At 34.7% G+C, this 18,147-nt stretch carries 21 protein-coding genes, 1 pseudogene and 1 riboswitch; of the genes and pseudogenes, 18 read left to right on the forward strand and 4 right to left on the reverse strand.

The annotated features are described in order from the left end of the window. Positions 1 to 73 precede the first annotated feature (73 nt). Complete coding sequence (locus tag BTOYO_RS19945; RefSeq protein WP_000495542.1) at positions 74 to 355, forward strand: aspartyl-phosphate phosphatase Spo0E family protein; 282 nt, start codon at positions 74 to 76, stop codon at positions 353 to 355. A 29-nt stretch (positions 356 to 384) separates the two neighbouring features. Here BTOYO_RS19945 and BTOYO_RS19950 read toward each other — a convergent pair whose 3' ends face one another. After that, on the reverse strand, positions 385 to 1,881 hold the full coding sequence (locus BTOYO_RS19950) for a DUF3149 domain-containing protein (RefSeq protein ID WP_000865077.1): 1,497 nt from the start codon (positions 1,879 to 1,881) through the stop codon (positions 385 to 387). Positions 1,882 to 2,076: 195 nt separating this feature from the next. On the opposite strand from BTOYO_RS19950, the gene BTOYO_RS19955 reads away from it, so the two are divergent. From BTOYO_RS19955 to BTOYO_RS28050, 4 genes are all read left to right on the forward strand, one after another. Continuing rightward, positions 2,077 to 2,523, forward strand: a complete 447-nt coding sequence (locus tag BTOYO_RS19955) for a MarR family winged helix-turn-helix transcriptional regulator (protein ID WP_000203343.1) — start codon at positions 2,077 to 2,079, stop codon at positions 2,521 to 2,523. Between the two features lie 159 nt (positions 2,524 to 2,682). After that, positions 2,683 to 4,377, forward strand: a complete 1,695-nt coding sequence (locus tag BTOYO_RS19960) for a M3 family oligoendopeptidase (protein WP_000008590.1) — start codon at positions 2,683 to 2,685, stop codon at positions 4,375 to 4,377. 139 nt (positions 4,378 to 4,516) lie between these two features. After that, complete coding sequence (locus BTOYO_RS19965) at positions 4,517 to 5,050, forward strand: DinB family protein (protein WP_000941967.1); 534 nt, start codon at positions 4,517 to 4,519, stop codon at positions 5,048 to 5,050. Between the two features lie 100 nt (positions 5,051 to 5,150). Further along, on the forward strand, positions 5,151 to 5,267 hold the full coding sequence (locus tag BTOYO_RS28050; RefSeq protein ID WP_000038354.1) for a DUF6254 family protein: 117 nt from the start codon (positions 5,151 to 5,153) through the stop codon (positions 5,265 to 5,267). Positions 5,268 to 5,278: 11 nt separating this feature from the next. Here BTOYO_RS28050 and kinB read toward each other — a convergent pair whose 3' ends face one another. Further along, positions 5,279 to 6,487: a sporulation sensor histidine kinase KinB gene (gene kinB / locus BTOYO_RS19975; protein WP_002038243.1), complete on the reverse strand. Its 1,209-nt coding sequence runs from the start codon at positions 6,485 to 6,487 to the stop codon at positions 5,279 to 5,281. 207 nt (positions 6,488 to 6,694) lie between these two features. Then, a riboswitch (PreQ1 riboswitch) is annotated at positions 6,695 to 6,738 on the forward strand. Between the two features lie 93 nt (positions 6,739 to 6,831). Between kinB and queC the strand changes: the two genes are divergently transcribed. The 4 genes from queC to queF are packed head-to-tail and all read left to right on the forward strand — an operon-like array spanning position 6,832 to position 9,210. Continuing rightward, positions 6,832 to 7,494 carry a 7-cyano-7-deazaguanine synthase QueC gene (queC, locus tag BTOYO_RS19980; RefSeq protein WP_000711602.1) on the forward strand — a complete coding sequence of 221 codons (663 nt, stop codon included), beginning with the start codon at positions 6,832 to 6,834 and terminating at the stop codon, positions 7,492 to 7,494. After that, on the forward strand, positions 7,494 to 7,985 hold the full coding sequence (gene queD, locus BTOYO_RS19985; protein WP_000368413.1) for a 6-carboxytetrahydropterin synthase QueD: 492 nt from the start codon (positions 7,494 to 7,496) through the stop codon (positions 7,983 to 7,985). Before queC ends, queD begins: the two co-directional genes overlap by 1 nt. Further along, complete coding sequence (queE, locus tag BTOYO_RS19990; RefSeq protein WP_000036310.1) at positions 7,978 to 8,694, forward strand: 7-carboxy-7-deazaguanine synthase QueE; 717 nt, start codon at positions 7,978 to 7,980, stop codon at positions 8,692 to 8,694. The genes queD and queE overlap by 8 nt, the downstream gene beginning before the upstream one ends. 18 nt (positions 8,695 to 8,712) lie before the next feature. Beyond that, positions 8,713 to 9,210 carry a preQ(1) synthase gene (queF, locus tag BTOYO_RS19995; protein ID WP_000918895.1) on the forward strand — a complete coding sequence of 166 codons (498 nt, stop codon included), beginning with the start codon at positions 8,713 to 8,715 and terminating at the stop codon, positions 9,208 to 9,210. A gap of 49 nt (positions 9,211 to 9,259) precedes the next feature. Here the strand turns inward: queF and BTOYO_RS20000 are convergent, their stop codons facing one another. Further along, the gene (locus tag BTOYO_RS20000; protein WP_001165081.1) at positions 9,260 to 9,445 is read right to left on the reverse strand and encodes a YkvS family protein; all 186 of its coding nucleotides are present in this window, start codon (positions 9,443 to 9,445) and stop codon (positions 9,260 to 9,262) included. Positions 9,446 to 9,685: 240 nt separating this feature from the next. Here BTOYO_RS20000 and BTOYO_RS27780 point away from each other — a divergent pair, with 240 nt between their 5' ends. Then, the gene (locus BTOYO_RS27780; protein WP_000461689.1) at positions 9,686 to 9,832 is read left to right on the forward strand and encodes a hypothetical protein; all 147 of its coding nucleotides are present in this window, start codon (positions 9,686 to 9,688) and stop codon (positions 9,830 to 9,832) included. Between the two features lie 91 nt (positions 9,833 to 9,923). Then, a complete protein-coding gene (locus BTOYO_RS20010; protein ID WP_000264991.1) occupies positions 9,924 to 10,526 on the forward strand; it encodes a histidine phosphatase family protein in 603 nt (200 codons plus the stop codon). A gap of 36 nt (positions 10,527 to 10,562) precedes the next feature. Here BTOYO_RS20010 and BTOYO_RS20015 read toward each other — a convergent pair whose 3' ends face one another. Next, the gene (locus BTOYO_RS20015; RefSeq protein WP_000619577.1) at positions 10,563 to 11,141 is read right to left on the reverse strand and encodes a GNAT family N-acetyltransferase; all 579 of its coding nucleotides are present in this window, start codon (positions 11,139 to 11,141) and stop codon (positions 10,563 to 10,565) included. A 250-nt stretch (positions 11,142 to 11,391) separates the two neighbouring features. Here BTOYO_RS20015 and BTOYO_RS20020 point away from each other — a divergent pair, with 250 nt between their 5' ends. From BTOYO_RS20020 to BTOYO_RS20050, 7 genes and pseudogenes are all read left to right on the forward strand, one after another. Further along, positions 11,392 to 11,586 carry a hypothetical protein gene (locus tag BTOYO_RS20020; protein WP_000344285.1) on the forward strand — a complete coding sequence of 65 codons (195 nt, stop codon included), beginning with the start codon at positions 11,392 to 11,394 and terminating at the stop codon, positions 11,584 to 11,586. Between the two features lie 25 nt (positions 11,587 to 11,611). Beyond that, the gene (locus BTOYO_RS20025; RefSeq protein WP_000502192.1) at positions 11,612 to 11,929 is read left to right on the forward strand and encodes a hypothetical protein; all 318 of its coding nucleotides are present in this window, start codon (positions 11,612 to 11,614) and stop codon (positions 11,927 to 11,929) included. Between the two features lie 476 nt (positions 11,930 to 12,405). After that, a complete protein-coding gene (gene nrdI / locus BTOYO_RS20030) occupies positions 12,406 to 12,765 on the forward strand; it encodes a class Ib ribonucleoside-diphosphate reductase assembly flavoprotein NrdI (protein WP_000959449.1) in 360 nt (119 codons plus the stop codon). Continuing rightward, a pseudogene (locus tag BTOYO_RS20035) lies at positions 12,752 to 13,879 on the forward strand (ribonucleotide reductase N-terminal alpha domain-containing protein); the annotation flags it as partial. The gene nrdI and the pseudogene BTOYO_RS20035, both read left to right, overlap by 14 nt. A 436-nt stretch (positions 13,880 to 14,315) precedes the next feature. Next, entirely contained in the window at positions 14,316 to 15,212 is an 897-nt protein-coding gene (locus BTOYO_RS20040; RefSeq protein ID WP_338010808.1) for a ribonucleotide reductase large subunit, read from the forward strand. A 94-nt stretch (positions 15,213 to 15,306) separates the two neighbouring features. Further along, positions 15,307 to 16,275 (forward strand): class 1b ribonucleoside-diphosphate reductase subunit beta, encoded by a 969-nt coding sequence (nrdF, locus tag BTOYO_RS20045; RefSeq protein ID WP_001203010.1) that lies wholly within the window; start codon positions 15,307 to 15,309, stop codon positions 16,273 to 16,275. 418 nt (positions 16,276 to 16,693) lie between these two features. Then, complete coding sequence (locus BTOYO_RS20050; RefSeq protein ID WP_000521249.1) at positions 16,694 to 18,043, forward strand: APC family permease; 1,350 nt, start codon at positions 16,694 to 16,696, stop codon at positions 18,041 to 18,043. Positions 18,044 to 18,147 lie beyond the last annotated feature (104 nt).

Here is an 18,147-nt window from a genome sequence, read left to right on the forward strand (position 1 = left end):
ATATGATTAAGCAGGTAAAAGGTCAATAGTGAAGTGAAGTTGAGAGCATGGAAGAATAATAAGGGGGATATGGATGTTTACTGTAAAAAGGAAGTACACATTAGAAAAGCTTTCACGTGATATTCATATGAAGCGTGAAGAAATGATTCAACTAGGATTAACAAGCGGGTTAACTAGTAGGGAAACAATTCAAGTTAGTCAAGAATTGGACAAGCTTATTTTACAATACCAGCGCTATAAAGAAAAACAAACACCAAAATGGTTTTCCATTATAAAGGTACCTATTTTCCAAATCGGATATGAAGGAAAATCGAATAATTTTTGGCGAATGCTTGTGGCGGGTTTTATGAAATAAGTATAATTACCCTTTTGTGATAAGGATAATTATACTTTATGTAACGGTATTTCGATATGAACTGTCGTTCCTTTGTTTTCTTTACTGTCAATAAAAATATGCCCATCGTACATCTCTACAATTCGTTTACATATGACAAGTCCAAGACCTGTTCCAGTATCTTTATTAGTAAAGAACGGATGAAAGAGGTGTTTTTGAATATGTTTTGGAATACCTTTTCCAGTATCAATAATTTGCAATTGTGCGTGTGTTTCATTGTCTGTTACGACAATGGTTAGTGTGTCACTAGAAGTCATGGCTTCAATTGCATTTTTTGTAATGTTTAAAACCACTTGTTTCATATGGTCTTTTGAGCAACGGATATGAACAGGATGGTCTGGCAAATGTAGATGGAATACAATGTTATGTAGATTCGCCTCAGATTGAATAATCAATGCTACCTCATTTAGAATAGTTCTCACATCATATGTTTGTTCAATGATAGCAGTTGGCTTTCCAAGAATAAGAAATTCACTTACAATTTCATTAATTCTCTCTATTTCTTGTTCGATGATGGAAAAGTAAAACTGATCCTGTTCATCTTTATATTTTTCTTTTAATAGCGCAACGAGTCCTTTAATTCCCGTAAGAGGATTGCGGATTTCGTGGGCTGTACTCGCTGCAAAAGTTCCAACCAATTCAATTTTTTGCAGTTCATTTTGTTGTCTTTCCAGCTTTGTTTGCCGTTTTAATAACATATATTGAGCGAGTAAAAATAAGATAGACATTAAAAATAAAGTAGCTATACATTCTATTGCAACCCATTGGTATAAAGTTTGCTTGTGGATAGGTAATGGAGAAACAGAGACCTTCCAATTTAACCTTTGGAGTGGGGTAGTGAGCATATTAGAATGCGCATCGCTTGTTTCATTATTGTCATCAGTTAGAAAAACTACATCATGTTTATCAGTTACTTCGAAATGGTATTGTGGTTTAATAGCATTTAAAGAAGATGAAATGTAGTCAAAGCGTAAACTTGCTAACAATAAGCCTGAGAGTTCCTTCTGTTTGTTAAATATTGGGGAAGCGATTATAATAGCTTGATGTCCAAGGACGCGATCTGTAATGACGGATGATACAGTTGTTTTCTTAGTTTGTAATGCGTCTTGAATATACTTGCGGTCTGAGACGTCTACAGGTCTTGATTCGCTTTCTGATGCGATGGTAATGATTCCTTCTGGTGTAACGTAATATAGACCAGAAAAGCGCGCATCGTTTCCATCTGTATCATGCACAATTTGTTTAATCCCATTTATGTTACCAGTCTCGGTACCTACGACTTTTGCAAGCATTTCTAAGGCAGAAATTGCTTCACCAAGGTGATGATCTAAATAGTCTCTATATAAAAAGAGAACCGTATGAGCAGATGTTTTGTTTTCCTGCTTCATTTTATACGTATGATAGGAATAAAATGTAGCACCAATCACTATCGTTGGTAGGATAACAAGCAATATATATAAAACTATGCTTTGGAATTTGACTTTCAAATGTGGTACTCCTTCTTTTTTTATTATCATTATATATAAACTATGTTAAAATTGTCATGTTTTTATTCAAGAATGATTCGTAATATATTAGGGGAGAAGAAATGGATGAGTGAATGCTCATTCGGAACTCACATGAAGTATTAAGCTGTATTTTCTTTTTATTGCTGAGAATTTAAGTGAAGGGTTGAAAGTTGTATGACATCAAATAATGAACGAGAAGATATTTCTCAATCTTTAAAAGTATTTATTGCATTATCTCGTGTACACCGTTCTGTTATGGATACTACAAATAAATCTATACAAAGTAACGGGTTAAATCCAACTGAATTTGCTGTATTAGAACTGCTATATCATAAAGGTGGTCAACCACTTCAGCAAATTGGTGAGCGCATTTTAATAGCTAGTGGCAGCATTACATATGTTGTAGATAAGCTGGAAAAAAAGGGATTAGTAAAGAGAATCCCATGTCCGAATGACAGACGTGTTATTTATGCGCAATTAACGGAGTCTGGGGAGAGTTTTATTGCTTCTATTTTTCCGGGGCATGAGCAAGTTATACATCAGTCTTTTGAAATGTTAACGAAGGATGAAAAGGATGAATTACTTGATTTGTTGAAAAAAATTGGAAAGTATGAAAAGTGATACTATGTTCCAAAGGAGCTTTGGATAAAAAATCCAAGGCTTTTTTGCATATAAGTAAGTAAGATGGCAGCTGCCGAATTTTGTTGAAAACTAAGAGGGGATTTGGGAAGAAGTATTGAATTATAGTAAAGGTATACATAATGGAGAGGAGGCTCGTTCATGTCATTTAAAGACTATGAATATAAACGGCCAAATATTGAAGAATTAAAAGAGAAATTTACTGTTGCTTTAGAGAAATTTGATAACACAAAAACTGTAGAAGAACAAAAACAAGTTATCAATTCAATTAATGAAATTCGCAATGATTTTGGTACAATGGGGAATCTTTGTTACATTCGTCATTCTGTTGATACGACAGATGCTTTTTATAAGGAGGAGCAAGATTTCTTTGATGAATACTCTCCAGTTGTACAAGGATATGGAACAAAATATTATAAGGCGTTAATTAGTTCTCCATTTCGTGAAGAATTAGAAGCCTATTACGGAAAGCAATTATTCGCTCTAGCAGAATGTGATTTAAAAACATATTCAGATGAAATCGTGAAAGATTTACAATTAGAGAATAAATTGTCTTCACAATATACACAGTTGTTAGCATCTGCAAAAATTGACTTTGCGGGAGAAGAAAGAACATTATCGCAACTGATTCCATTTATGCAAGGAAAAGAAAGAAGTGAACGTAAATCAGCAAGTGAAGCATACTACGGATTTTTAGCTGGAAATGAGGAAGAACTAGATCGTATTTATGATGAGCTTGTTAAAGTAAGAACGAAAATTGCGAAATCTTTAGGTTTCAAAAACTTTGTTGAACTAGGATATGCAAGAATGTATCGTACAGATTACAATGCGGAGATGGTTGCGAATTATCGTCAGCAAGTACTTGATTATATCGTTCCAGTTACAACGGAATTAAGAAAGAGACAAAAAGCACGTATCGGTGTAGAAAAGCTAGCATATTACGATGAAAACTTTGAATTTGCTACAGGTAATCCAACTCCAAAAGGAGATGCAGATTGGATTATTAATCATGGGAAAACGATGTATAAAGAGTTATCAGCTGAAACAGATGAATTTTTCAATTTCATGTTAGATAATGATTTATTAGACTTAGTTGCGAAAAAAGGAAAAGCTGGTGGCGGATATTGTACATATATCGAAAATTATAAAGCGCCATTTATTTTCTCAAACTTCAATGGAACATCTGGTGACATTGATGTATTAACACATGAAGCTGGTCATGCTTTCCAAGTATATGAAAGTCGTAAATTTGAAATTCCAGAATATAATTGGCCAACATATGAAGCGTGTGAGATTCATTCTATGAGTATGGAATTCTTTACATGGCCATGGATGAAACTATTCTTTGAAGAAGATGCAGATAAATATTATTTCTCACACTTAAGTTCAGCACTTCTGTTTTTACCATATGGTGTATCTGTCGACGAATACCAACATTATGTATATGAAAATCCAGAAGCATCACCAGCAGAGCGTAAGACAGCATGGCGTAACATAGAGAAGAAATATTTACCGCATCGTGATTATGAAGATAATGATTATTTAGAGCGCGGTGGCTTCTGGCAACGTCAGGGGCATATTTATAGCTCGCCGTTCTACTATATTGACTACACGTTAGCTCAAATTTGTGCACTGCAATTTTGGAAGCGCGCAAGAGATAATAGACAAGAGGCATGGGAAGATTATGTGAACCTTTGCCAACAAGGTGGAAGTAAATCATTCTTAGAATTAGTAGAAGTGGCAAATTTAACATCACCATTTGCTGAAGGTTGTGTGAAAAGTGTCATTACAGAAATTGAAGCATGGTTACATGCGATTGACGACACAAAATTGTAAAAAACATGCGCTTTTTTTCACATGTTTAACATCGACATAATGGGAAAATGATGAGATAATAAAAGAAAATTCAGAATACTAAAGAGGTGTTTCTAATAAGGAGCACCTCTTTTCACCAACAAAAAGGGGGGAAAGAAGTATGCTTCAATCTAATATGGATGTGAGTTTAGAAAGTTTGGTGAACTCATTGCAGTCTACCCGAAGCACGCTATTATCAGAAATTGAAATGTTAAATGATACAGAAGTGAATGTAAAGCCACGCCGTGATAAATGGAGTATTATTCAAATTTTACATCACTTACATTTAGTTGAACAATCTGTCACATCTGCCCTTGTATATGCTCTACACAAAAATGAAAGAAATGCGACTCCATTTAAAGACCTCCAACTTACGCTTGATCGCACACATAAAAGAGAAGCTCCTCAGCAAATGCAACCAACAGAAACTTTAATGAAAAAACAGCAAGGAATTCAATTGCTAGAACATTCACGACAAGAACTATTACATGCGCTTCATAGTATCATAGATGAAAAAGAATTAGTTGAAAATGGATTAAAGCATCCTGTTTTTAATGATTTGAATTTGTATCAGTGGGTTCAATTTCTTGATTTACATGAACAAAGACATCTTACACAGTTAAAAGAGGCGAAATACGCAATTTTGCAGCGATAAAGTGGAAGAAGTGGGAAACCACTTCTTTTTTGATACATGCATAGTTTTCTTTCTTACTTTGGAATACTACATGGAGAAAGAAAAGAAGGAGTTGAAAAGTATGTCCAAGAAAAAGAGAGAAGAAGAGCGTGCTTGGAAAGCACGTAAAGAGAATCAAAAACCACATGGAAAAGTGAAAGCTTTTGCTGAATTAGTTGAAGGAACAGAAAAAACGTGATGATTATTTCATCACGTTTTTTGTATGAGTGGAAAGGTTAATAAGAAGGTTGTACCGATTCCTTTTTCACTTATAATATCAATTTTTCCATTCATAGCTTGAACAACACTGAATACAACCATCATTCCAAGACCAGTCCCTTTTTCTTTCGTTGAATAGAAAGGAGAACCGAGGCGCTTCACCTGTTCTTGATCCATGCCAACTCCTGTATCTTTTATATATAGCTGGATATGCTTATGATCAGGAACTAATGTGAAATAAAGATCGCCACCTTTTGGCATAGCTTCAATGCAGTTTTTTAAAATATTTAATAAGCATTGGTTTAGTTTTTGCTTCTCTCCAGCGATAAAGAAAGAAGTACTTTGCTTTATGTAATGAGTACGGACATTTGTTAAATTGGCAAGTGGTGTAATTAAAGATAGTGCATGCAGTAATTCTTCCTCGAGTTGTAGTGTTTGTTCTTTTTCAATACTCGGTTTTGCAAAGGTTAAATAGTCTGTGAGAACATGATTTGCTTGCTCAATACCATTAATGGCAATATCGATATATAATTTCCGTTCTTGCTCGGTACATGTATCAGACTGCAATAGTTGTAAAAATCCTTTCGTTGAAGTTAAAGGATTGCGAATTTCGTGCGAGATGGAAGCTGCCATTTCACCGATTAAATGAAATTTCTCAGCGTTCATAAGCTCATTTTGGAGACGAACCTGAGTTTGTAATATGTGTAGTAAATATAAAATAAGGATCGTACCAAGCATCGTACATAACTCATACACAATAATATGGGGTATATAATCTACCTTATTTGTAACTTCTGAAAGGAAGAAGGGTATCCAGCTAAATCCATATGTGAGACTGTAAATAATAGCAAGTGCTATTTTTATACGATTAGAAGTTCGATTGAAAAATTTGTACGTTAATAGTAGAACAATAAATAGAACAATAGAAGCGATAAGGGATGGGAAAACACCTATTCCTCCTAATAAGAAGCGATATATGTTTAATACAGCTAAAATAGAACCACCAGCAATAGGCCCTCCTGTCAATGTACCGACAATTAATACGATATGACGCATATCAAATTGAAAACCATTATTTGTTTTTGCTGCAAAAGTGATACATAGTATTGTAGCGAGGCAACACAGTACAATAAATATAGCTGAATTTAATTTAGGAGACCGTTTCCCTTTTTGATTCCAAAATAAGTGATAAATAAGCATTGTAACGAGAATGGATAAAATATTTAAAAAGAGGTAAATAATAAAGTGTTTCAGTGGGATGCCTCCTCTCTCCGAATAGTAAATTAATCATACTATAAAATGAAAGAAATGGAATATAAAATAGCGGAAAAATCAGAAATTTTTTCTGGTAGTATACAATATGTTACAATATGTTTTGTCAATGAAAGAAGAAATTCCATGCACCGCATGGGAGAGGTTCGCGAACTCCCTCTATAAAAAACTATGGAAACAACAATATCCTTAGGTATTGTTTTGTTTTTTTATTGTGACAGTTCAAGAACGTTCTTTCTTCTTATTCGTAGTAGAGAAGGAGAATGAGTGAAATGAAAAAAGAAAAAGCAGTTGTTGTTTTTAGTGGTGGACAAGATAGTACAACATGTTTATTTTGGGCAATAGAGCAGTTTGCAGAAGTAGAAGCTGTAACATTTAATTACAATCAACGTCATAAATTAGAAATTGATTGTGCAGTGGAAATTGCGAAAGAGCTAGGAATTAAACATACGGTACTAGATATGAGTCTATTAAATCAACTTGCTCCAAATGCGTTAACGAGAACGGATATGGAGATTACACATGAAGAAGGTGAATTGCCATCGACATTTGTAGATGGACGAAATTTACTATTCTTATCATTTGCTGCTGTATTAGCAAAACAAGTTGAGGCACGTCATATTGTAACGGGTGTATGTGAAACTGATTTTAGTGGTTATCCAGATTGCCGTGACGTGTTTGTGAAATCGTTAAACGTTACATTAAATTTATCTATGGATTATCCATTTGTCATTCATACACCACTTATGTGGATTGATAAAGCAGACACGTGGAAATTATCTGATGAACTTGGCGCATTCGAGTTTGTTAGAGAAAAAACATTAACATGTTATAACGGAATCATTGGTGATGGTTGCGGTGAATGTCCAGCATGTCAACTTCGTAAAGCAGGATTAGATACGTACTTACAAGAACGCGAAGGAGCGAACAACTAATGGATAATTTCTTTGGATTTCGCATCGTAGAAAATTTGCAAAAAATGGACAAGGATATTCAACGTAAACAACTCAAATATCATAATAAAAGAGTAATGGTCAGCAAGGAATTTACATTTGATGCAGCGCACCATTTACACTGTTATGAAGGAAAATGTAAAAACTTACATGGTCACACATATAAAGTTGTATTTGGGATTAGTGGATATGTAAATGAAATAGGCCTTGCAATTGACTTTGGAGATATAAAAGAAATTTGGAAAAACGAAATTGAAATATATTTAGATCATCGTTATTTAAACGAAACATTACCAGCGATGAATACGACTGCTGAGAATATGGTCGTTTGGATTTATGAAAAGATGGCAGAAGCATTAACGAAAGATAATCGTGTGAACGAATATAAAGGAGCTCGTGTTGAATTTGTTCGTCTATTTGAGACGCCAACTAGTTATGCGGAAGTAAGACGGGAGTGGATGCTCGATGAGTAAAATTCCTGTCTTAGAAATATTCGGTCCGACTATTCAAGGAGAAGGCATGGTTGTCGGGCAAAAGACTATGTTTATTCGAACTGCTGGCTGTGACTATAGCTGTTCTTGGTGTGATTCTGCTTTTACATGGGATGGATCGGCAAAAGATCAAATTAGACAAATGCCAGCGGAAGACATTTGGAATGAGCTTGTTGAAATTGGAGGAGAAAATTTCTCTCATGTTACGATTTCGGGTGGGAATCCTGTTTTATTGAAAAATATTGAGTCGCTTCTTTCTATATTAAAAGAGAATGGGATGCGAACGGCGATAGAAACACAAGGGAGTAAATGGCAAGATTGGTTACTTCAAATTGATGAGATAACCATTTCGCCAAAACCACCAAGTTCGGGAATGAAAACAGATTATCAAAAGTTAGATGCTGTAATTCAGAAACTAGCAGGAAAAGATATTAGTTTAAAAGTAGTAGTATTCGATGATCGCGACTTTGAATATGCAGTTAAGATGCACGAACGTTATCCATCTGTACCATTTTTCTTACAAGTAGGGAACGATGATACGAAAACAGTGGATGATGCAATGCTTATTAAAAAATTATTAGATAAGTATGAGTGGCTTATTGAAAAAGCTGTTAATTGTAAAAAAATGAATGATGCGAAAGTATTGCCGCAGCTTCATGCGTTAGTATGGGGAAATAAACGAGGCGTATAAAGAGAAGGGATGTTTAAAATGGCAGGAAGATTAGATGAAGATTTAAAAGATGTAACATTATTAGGAAATCAAAATACAAAATATTTATTTGAATATAGCCCAGAAATTTTAGAGGTATTTGATAATAACCATCCAAACCGTGATTACTTTGTAAAATTCAATTGTCCTGAATTTACAAGCTTATGCCCGAAAACAGGACAACCAGACTTTGCAACAATTTATATTAGCTACATTCCTGAACAAAGAATGGTAGAGAGTAAATCTTTAAAGTTATATTTATTTAGCTTCCGCAATCACGGTGACTTCCACGAAGATTGTATGAATGTAATTATGAATGATTTAATTAAATTAATGGATCCGCGTTACATTGAAGTATGGGGCAAATTCACACCACGTGGTGGTATTTCAATTGATCCATATTGCAACTACGGTCGACCAGGAACGAAGTATGAACAAATGGCAGATTACCGTATGATGAACCACGATCTATATCCGGAAACGATTGATAATCGTTAATAGAAAGAAAAGTCCTGTATACTATACGAGACTTTTTCTTTCTATTATATTATGCATTTTGATTAATGACAGTATAGTTTTTATGACTTACAACTGTAAGAGGTTCCATATCTAGTTCTCTAAAATTCTCCATAATTGTTATATCAACAATAACAGAGTTTTGATTTACCTTTTGAACACGGCCTTGCATTCCACCTTTAAATTCGATGATATCTCCAGTTTCTGCGATCTGCATAAGCAACTCTCCTTGTTACAGTTTTTCCAAAAAAGAATAATTTGGGATTTTTTATTTTCCTTTATTTTGAACTATGTTTCCTGTTTTGTAAATGTTTTCAAAGGAAAAAGTCGAAAAATATTCATATTTTATAAGATAATATCCATATTTCATATGATGCTGGAGAAAAAGTGTTTATATCTTTATAATGAAAATGGATGTTGGTCTGTTTAATAAGGGGGAAATAGGAGCGGTAAAATAATGTTTGAAATTATGGGGAGCTTTATAGCTTTGTTCTTATATTTATTTTCTTATACACAGTTGAAGAAAATTCGTCAACATGAAACGAATACATATTTTGATGGAATAGATGCTTCAGTTACTCATAGTAGTGGCGGAGATATGTAACAATATGTAACTTTTATTTTCAGCATGTTATGATGAATGTAAGAAATAGTACATAATATAGTTCGTAAGTGATGAATGGAGAGTGAAAAGAATGTGGATATCTTTTATTCGTCATGGTCGCTTGAATAGTACTATAGAACCGATGACAATTACTTCATTTCATGAATGGCTGAAGAGATATGATGTAGATAGTATGAGTAGGGAATGTAACATACCGATTGAAACAATTGAGGCAGTAGAATCGGCAAATTTAATTGTATCGAGTGATCAAAGACGTGCTGTACAGTCAGCAGCGGAATTAATGAATTCTTTGTCCTTTGTGCAAAATTCTCTTTTTAGGGAAGTAGAAGTACCGTCGAGTTTTTTTGCACCAGAATGGTTTAAATGTAAGCCGGGGACTTGGTTTTTTATTGGACGTGCTTTATGGATGGTTGGGTATCATAAAGATGTTGAGTCGTATAAGGAAGCAAGGGGAAGGGCAAAAGAAGCTGCTAACATGTTACATCACTATGCAATGGTGCACGGGAAAATCGCGATAGTAGGACATAGCTATTTTAATACGATGATTGGTGCGGAACTGAGGGCGATGGGATGGTCTGGACCTCCTATTTTTCATCGGAAGCCGTGGGGATATACAAAGTATACGTTCCATGAGGCGATGAATGGAAGTGTATTAAATACAAAATTAACTTAAAAGCACACGATTTTATATAAAATCGTGTGCTTTTTTTTAAGATATAGAAACTAATGTACGTAATGGTTTTATTAGATGAGCATAAGGTTCGCCAACGAGCATTACGGTTTTATCTTTGTTGTAACCTAGTTTTTCATACAGTGAAAAAGCACGCTTGTTTTCTAAATTAACAAGTAAGGCGATTTTTTCATAACCTGTTTCAGCTGCATGAAGTTCAGCTGCATCGATTAACTTAGAGCCAATGCCACGTCCGCCGTACATATTTGAAACTGACAACGTGTCAATATAATACTCATCAAGTTCAGCTTCTTTTTCTAACGTAATGGATTCATCTTCATGTAGTTCTCTTAAGTGGCGTATGATTGGTGCATCAAGTTGTTGAGCGTCACTACCGTGATAAGCGACAATAACCCCAACTACCTTTCCATCTTGTTCCGCCACTAAACAGTTTTCATAGCTCAATCGATTATTTTCTTTTACGAACCATTTTTCAAGTCCTAGTAATACATTTGCTTCAACTGTGCTACCAGTGATTTTTTCAGCAATTTCATGCAGAGCATTATACAATAAAGGAGATATTGCCTTTGCATCTGTCTTTGTTGCTTTCCGAATCATAGTATCCCTCCTAGTTCTATTTGTATATTGTAACATAGTGGTATGGAACTTTGTATGATTGAATGCCAAAATGTTTGATATAGAGAAGTAGCTATGTTAGTATATGATATTTAGTGGACATATAATAAAGCAATACTGCTTGTAAAATAATGAAAATGAAATGAAGGCATAGCAACAGGAAAAATTTACAGTTGTTGACCTATAAAAGATACGATAAAATAAAATAAAATATTGCATAGAGGTGAAATACATGGATGAACAATTAGCAAATACAATTTTGGATCAGCTGAAAAATGGTGAGATAAAGGAGTATGTTGCAACGAAAGATGTATTTTATACGTTTAGGAAAGTTGTAGTAAGTCGAGAAGATTTTAAACATATTATTGGGAATGCACAACGCGGCGGACAGGTAATTTATACATATTCAAAAACGCCACGTTCATAAATAGAAGATAAAGGGGAGGAGAATTATGGGCGATTTTAAACAAGGCATTTTACCGCATTGGGATTATATGTGGAAAGATAGAGCCGGAAATAGATGTATGGGAATGGTTATGTATCCAGAGAAACGAAAATGTTCAACAAAAATGCTTCAGAAAATAAAAAGGGCGTATGAGCAAGCGGCAGAAATTAAAGTAACTGTACAAGTTCAACAGACATATGAGTACATAGAAGGAATGATCGTATACTTTGATGAAGAAGCTCCTGTATGTACAATGCTTGATAAAGATGAGAATCCGCATCACATATTTGTAAAAGATATTTTGCGTATTGAGCACTCTGAATAAACTTTTCATACATAAATTGAAACGCCATAATAATAATCTTTTTCTATAATAGTTATCTTTTAGTATGTAACGAGCAACGAAAGTATATGTATAATATTTAATAAAGTAAAATTGATAAATGTAATCGTTTGTTAGAACAGATTATCGTTTCATGTCTGTTCTTTTTTGCGTGATGCTGGAGAAATATATTCCTCCAGCATTTGCCGTTTTATGACAAAATATATTGTTAACTTTTTTTAAAATGAGGTTAAATTCGTTGACAACTTTTTTGAAAAGCACTTTATTGACATGAGTTTTAGAATGTTGTTTCATAGTCATTGTATTGAAAAAAATCGGCGGTCTTGTCGAAAAGTAAAAGTTAAAAAAAGAAAGAATTTATACATATATCTTGTGTCTTATTTTGAAACGTAATACAATATATAGAGAAATCAAGAAATGACATACAAAGAGTATAGATTGGAGAGGGAGGGTCGGAAATGTTAGTTGCATATGATTCTATGACAGGAAACGTGAAGCGTTTCATTCACAAATTAAATATGCCGGCCGTTCAAATTGGTGAAGATCTAGTAATAGATGAAGACTTTATTCTTATTACGTATACAACAGGTTTTGGCAATGTACCAGAACGTGTTTTAGAATTTTTAGAGCGCAATAATGACAAATTAAAAGGCGTATCTGCAAGCGGCAATCGTAACTGGGGAGACATGTTCGGTGCAAGTGCTGACAAAATTTCTGCTAAATATGAAGTGCCTATTGTATCAAAATTTGAGTTATCAGGAACAAATAACGATGTAGAATATTTTAAGGAAAGGGTGCGGGAGATTGCGACACATTGAACTGAATAATGAAATCACGCAAATGCAGGACGGTTTTTATCAGCTTCATAAAGATAAAGAGGCATTAGAAGTCTTTATGGAAGAAGCTAGAGAGAATACCGTTCCTTTTAATAGCGTGGCAGAGCGAATGGAGTATATGAAAGAACATGATTACTATTACAATGTTCTGGACGAGTATAGCTTGGAGGAAGTAGAAGGAGTATATAACATCGCTTATGGTGAAAACTTCGAATTCCAATCTTATATGGCAGCATCTAAGTTCTACAAGGATTATGCGTTAAAAACGAATGATCAAAAACAATACTTAGAAAGCTATGAAGATCGTGTAGCAATTGTGTCATTATACTTAGGACGCGGTGATGTTGCGAAGGCAAAACAATTCGCAAGCATGATTGTAAAACAAAACTACCAACCAGCGACACCAACCTTTTTAAATGCGGGAAGAAGCAGAAGAGGAGAAATGGTGTCTTGTTTCTTGTTAGAGATGGACGATAGCTTAAATTCAATCGGCTTTAACATTAATACTGCAATGCAATTATCAAAAATTGGCGGGGGAGTAGCTTTAAACTTATCTAAGCTACGTGCGCGTGGTGAGCAAATTAAAGGGATTGATAACGCTGCAAGTGGTGTAGTACCTGTTATGAAATTGCTTGAAGATTCGTTTTCATATGCGAATCAACTTGGCCAACGAAAAGGTGCTGGTGCAGTATACTTAAACATCTTCCATTGGGATATTATCGAATTCCTTGATACAAAGAAAATAAATGCCGACGAGAAGAGCCGTATTCAGTCTCTATCAATCGGAATTATCGTTCCAAGTAAGTTCTTTGAGCTTGCTGAGAAAAACGAACCTTTCCATGTTTTCGCGCCTTATACGGTGTTTAAAGAATATGGCAAGCATTTAGATGATATTGATATTGATGAAATGTACGATGAATTAATGAGCAATCCGAAAGTGAAGAAGAAGCCGCTAGATATTAGTGCACGTGATATGCTTATTAAAATCGCAATGATTCAGCTTGAGTCTGGTTACCCATACTTAATGTTTAAATCAAATGCAAATAACCAGCATCCACTGAAGGATATTGGAACTGTGAAGATGTCGAACTTGTGTTAAATATGTAGCACCTTCTAGTAGAAATGCTAGTCGAAAACTCCGTTAAACGGGGAAAGCCTCAAGTTTGAGGTAACCTACCGTGCTAAATCTTATCTTAGAATGAGCATAGAAAAGTTCAGAATGTATCTTATTATTTTGTATAGCAGAGTGATCAGACAACATAAAGTAATAAGAGACTTTCTGAAAGATTAAGATAAGTAAAAGCCTAACGACTATCCCTTATGGGAGTAGAGCGCAAGCGATTGGCGTTCGAAAAGCGGAGCACCTAATCAGGTAATGCTGTAGGTGATGATATAGTCTGTCCTGTATGGTGACATACAGCAGTTGCATGAGCAACGGACTGAGGAGTAGCGAACTCGGTTGAACATTCGAGACAGAAATCTTCCAGCTACAAGAAACTTCTGAAATAAATGATTACGGTACAGATGACATTATCCGCCGCGATATTAACTGTAACTTAGGATCACTAAATATCGTAAATGTAATGGAAAATAAAGAAATTCGTGAAGCAGTTCATGCAGGAATGGAAGCTTTAACAGCTGTTTCTGATATGACAATCATTCCGAATGCACCAACTGTGAAAAAAGCAAATGATGAGCTTCATTCAGTTGGACTTGGAGCAATGAACTTACATGGATATTTAGCAAAAAATAAAATCGGTTATGAAAGTGCAGAAGCGAAAGAGTTCGCACGTGCATTCTTTATGATGTTAAATTACTACTCTATTGAGAAAAGTATGGAAATCGCTAAAGAAAAAGGCGAAACATTTAAAGACTTCGATAAGTCTGATTATGCGAACGGCACATACTTTGAGAAGTATGAAACGACAGATTACAGCCCAGTAACTGAAAAAGTTCAGCAACTATTTGAAGGAATTCATATTCCAACAAAAGAAGATTGGACAAGTTTAAAAGAGCAAGTGCAGAAGAATGGATTATATAATTCATACCGTCTTGCTATCGCTCCAACACAATCTATCAGTTACGTTCAAAATGCAACTTCAAGCGTAATGCCGATCGTAAGTCAAATCGAATCAAGAACGTATGCGAATGCGACAACATATTATCCAATGCCGTATTTATCAAAAGATACGTTCTGGTACTATAAATCTTCTTACGATATGAATCAGTTTAAATTAATTGATTTAATTGCAGAAATTCAAGAGCATATTGACCAAGGAATTAGTACAATTCTTTACGTCAATAGTGATATTTCAACACGTGAGTTAGCACGTTACTACATCTATGCACATAAAAAAGGCTTAAAGAGTCTGTATTATACGAGAACACGTAAATTAAGCGTGGAAGAGTGCGTAGCTTGTACCGTTTAATATAAAAAAGTGAGACATTATGAGCAGGGTTTTCTGAACCCTGCTCATGCTTAGTTATCAATTTTTCATGTTTATTTAGAGAAGGGGCGATTGAATGCGTGCGGTAAACTGGAACAAAAAGGAAGATGATTTTAGTTTAATGTTTTGGAAGCAAAACATCGCTCAGTTTTGGACAGAAGAAGAAATCGCGGTGTCTTCTGACAAAAATACTTGGGCACAATTATCAAAAGAAGAGCAAATTGCTTATAAGCGTGTATTAGGTGGTTTAACACTTTTAGATACGAAACAAGGTGGCGAAGGGATGCCACTTGTACTTGTTCATCTTGAAAATTTACAAGCAAAAAGTGTATTAGCTTTCATGGGAGCTATGGAAGAAGTACATGCGAAGAGTTACAGTCATATTTTTACAACGTTAGCTACGGAAGAAGAAATTGATGATATTTTTGAATGGGTAGACAATCATCCATTACTTGAGAAAAAGGCTGGTATTATTACTCGTTACTATCGTCGTTTATTAAAGCCTCAAGTAACGAAAAAAGAGTTATACATGGCAATGGTAGCAAGTGTGTTCTTAGAAAGTTACTTATTCTATAGTGGATTCTTCTATCCACTTTACTTAGCAGGTCAAGGTAAATTGACGGCAAGTGGTGAAATTATTAACCTAATCATTCGTGATGAGTCCATTCACGGCGTATTCGTCGGTATTTTAGCACAACAACTTTTCGCAGAGCTTTCTGCAGAAGATCAACAAGAAGTGCAAAAAGAAACGCAAGAGTTATTAATGGAACTATATGAAATTGAAATGGCATACACAGAAGAAATTTACACTTCTATCGGTCTTGTAGATGATGTAAATCGTTTCGTTCGCTACAATGCGAATAAAGGACTTATGAATTTAGGACTTGAGCCGAAGTTTGAAGAAGAAGAAATTAACCCAATCGTTTTAAATGGTCTACGTACAGATACGAAAAACCATGATTTCTTCTCTGTAAAAGGAAATGGTTACGTAAAAGCAACGAACGTTGAAAAGTTATCTGACGATGACTTCGCATTCAATTTTTAATATCGTGTCATAGAAAAAGCTGTCTTTATAGAAAAGACAGCTTTTTTCTATGGATAGTTTACATAATGTTATTATTTCATGGAAATATTCCTATCTCATAAAAACCAAATTTGTAAGGGAGTGAAAATAAAAAACACGAATTAAAGTTTTATTTTTTATATTTAGCAGTATGAGAGATTGAATAACTTATGTCAAAATGAATAAAAAATGAGAAGAAGTGAGGCCTCATTCCACCTATATGTTTTCTTTCGAATTGAATTTTTTAATTACATACATTTTGGCTCGAAAATTGCATGATATTTAAAAACAAAAGGGAACTGTAATAGTTGGTGTGATGTATACAGCTATTTGAAAGCGTTTCCTTTTCGCTGTCGATTTTCAAATGAAAATGAGATAGAGAAAGTAGGGGGAATGATAGGTGGGAAAAGTAGTTGGTTTAAAACGTTCGTTAGGGCTTTGGTCAATTGTTATGCTAGGGGTCGGGTATATGACACCGATGGTTGGATTTGATACGTTTGGAATCGTTTCGGAAAAAACAGGTGGGCATGTTCCAGGAGCTTATTTGATTGCATTAGCAGGGATGTTGTTTACCGCTGCAAGCTACGGCAAAATGGTAAAGGTTTTTCCTACCGCAGGATCAGCTTATACGTATACACAGAAAACAATTAGTACAAGACTTGGGTTTCTTGTTGGATGGTCCGCATTATTGGATTATTTGTTTCTGCCGATGGTGAACGCACTATTAACGAGAATTTATTTGTCAGCATTTTTTCCAAGTGTTCCTAATTGGATATGGGTCATTGGTTTTATTCTACTGATTACACTTATAAATGTTATTAGCGTAAATGTTACTGCTAACTTCAATACGTTTTTAGTAATATTTCAAGTGCTAGTAATGGCCGTGTTTGTTTTTCTAGTTATAAAAGGTTTATTAGCGGGAGAGGGAACAGGAGAAGTTTTTTCCATTCAGCCGTTTTTTCAATCAGATATACAAATATCACCGTTAGTTGCAGGTGCAACAATTCTTTGTTTTTCATTTTTAGGTTTTGATGCAGTAACTACATTTTCGGAAGAGACACCAAACGCGAGGAAGACAATACCTCGGGCTATTTTTCTTACTGCTTTAATCGGTGGAGTTTTATTCATTACAACTACGTATTTTACACAATCTTTCTTTCCAGATACATCTGTATTTAAAGATAAAGAATCAGCGTCTCCAGAAATTGCGCTATATGTTGGTGGAAAACTATTTCAAGCTTTCTTTTTAGTAGGAACGCTTATGGGGACACTCGCGTCTGGTTTAGCTTCTCATACAAGTGTGTCTAGATTATTGTACGTAATGGGTCGAGATAATGTCATTCCGAAAAAAATATTCGGATACATTCATCCTCGTTGGCGAACGCCAGTATATAACATTATTATTGTAGGAGTTATTTCACTCTCTGCGATATTCATTGATTTAGAAACGGCAGCATCACTTATTAATTTTGGAGCGCTTATTGCATTTACATTTGTTAATTTATCTGTAATTTCCTACTATGTAATTAAGAAAAAAAGATATAAAACGATAAAAGACTGTTTAAATTTTTTAGTGATGCCTATTTTAGGTGCTGGTACTGTAGCAGTACTATGGTTTAATCTCAATGTTCATTCACTTATTCTCGGTATTTGCTGGGCTGCTATTGGAATGGGATATCTTTTATATATTACAAATATGTTCCGCTTAGCTCCTCCGCAAATGCATTTTGAAGAAGTGCAGGAAATGTAAAAAGCAAAAGACATCGGATAAATCCCGATGTCTTTTGCTTTTTATATTTAATAATCATGCAGTATTGCATAAGTCATTCAAAGCATCATAAGTAGGAGGGTGAC

Origin of the sequence: Bacillus toyonensis BCT-7112, from assembly GCF_000496285.1 — a bacterium.
Classification (GTDB): Bacteria; Bacillota; Bacilli; order Bacillales; family Bacillaceae_G; genus Bacillus_A; species Bacillus_A toyonensis.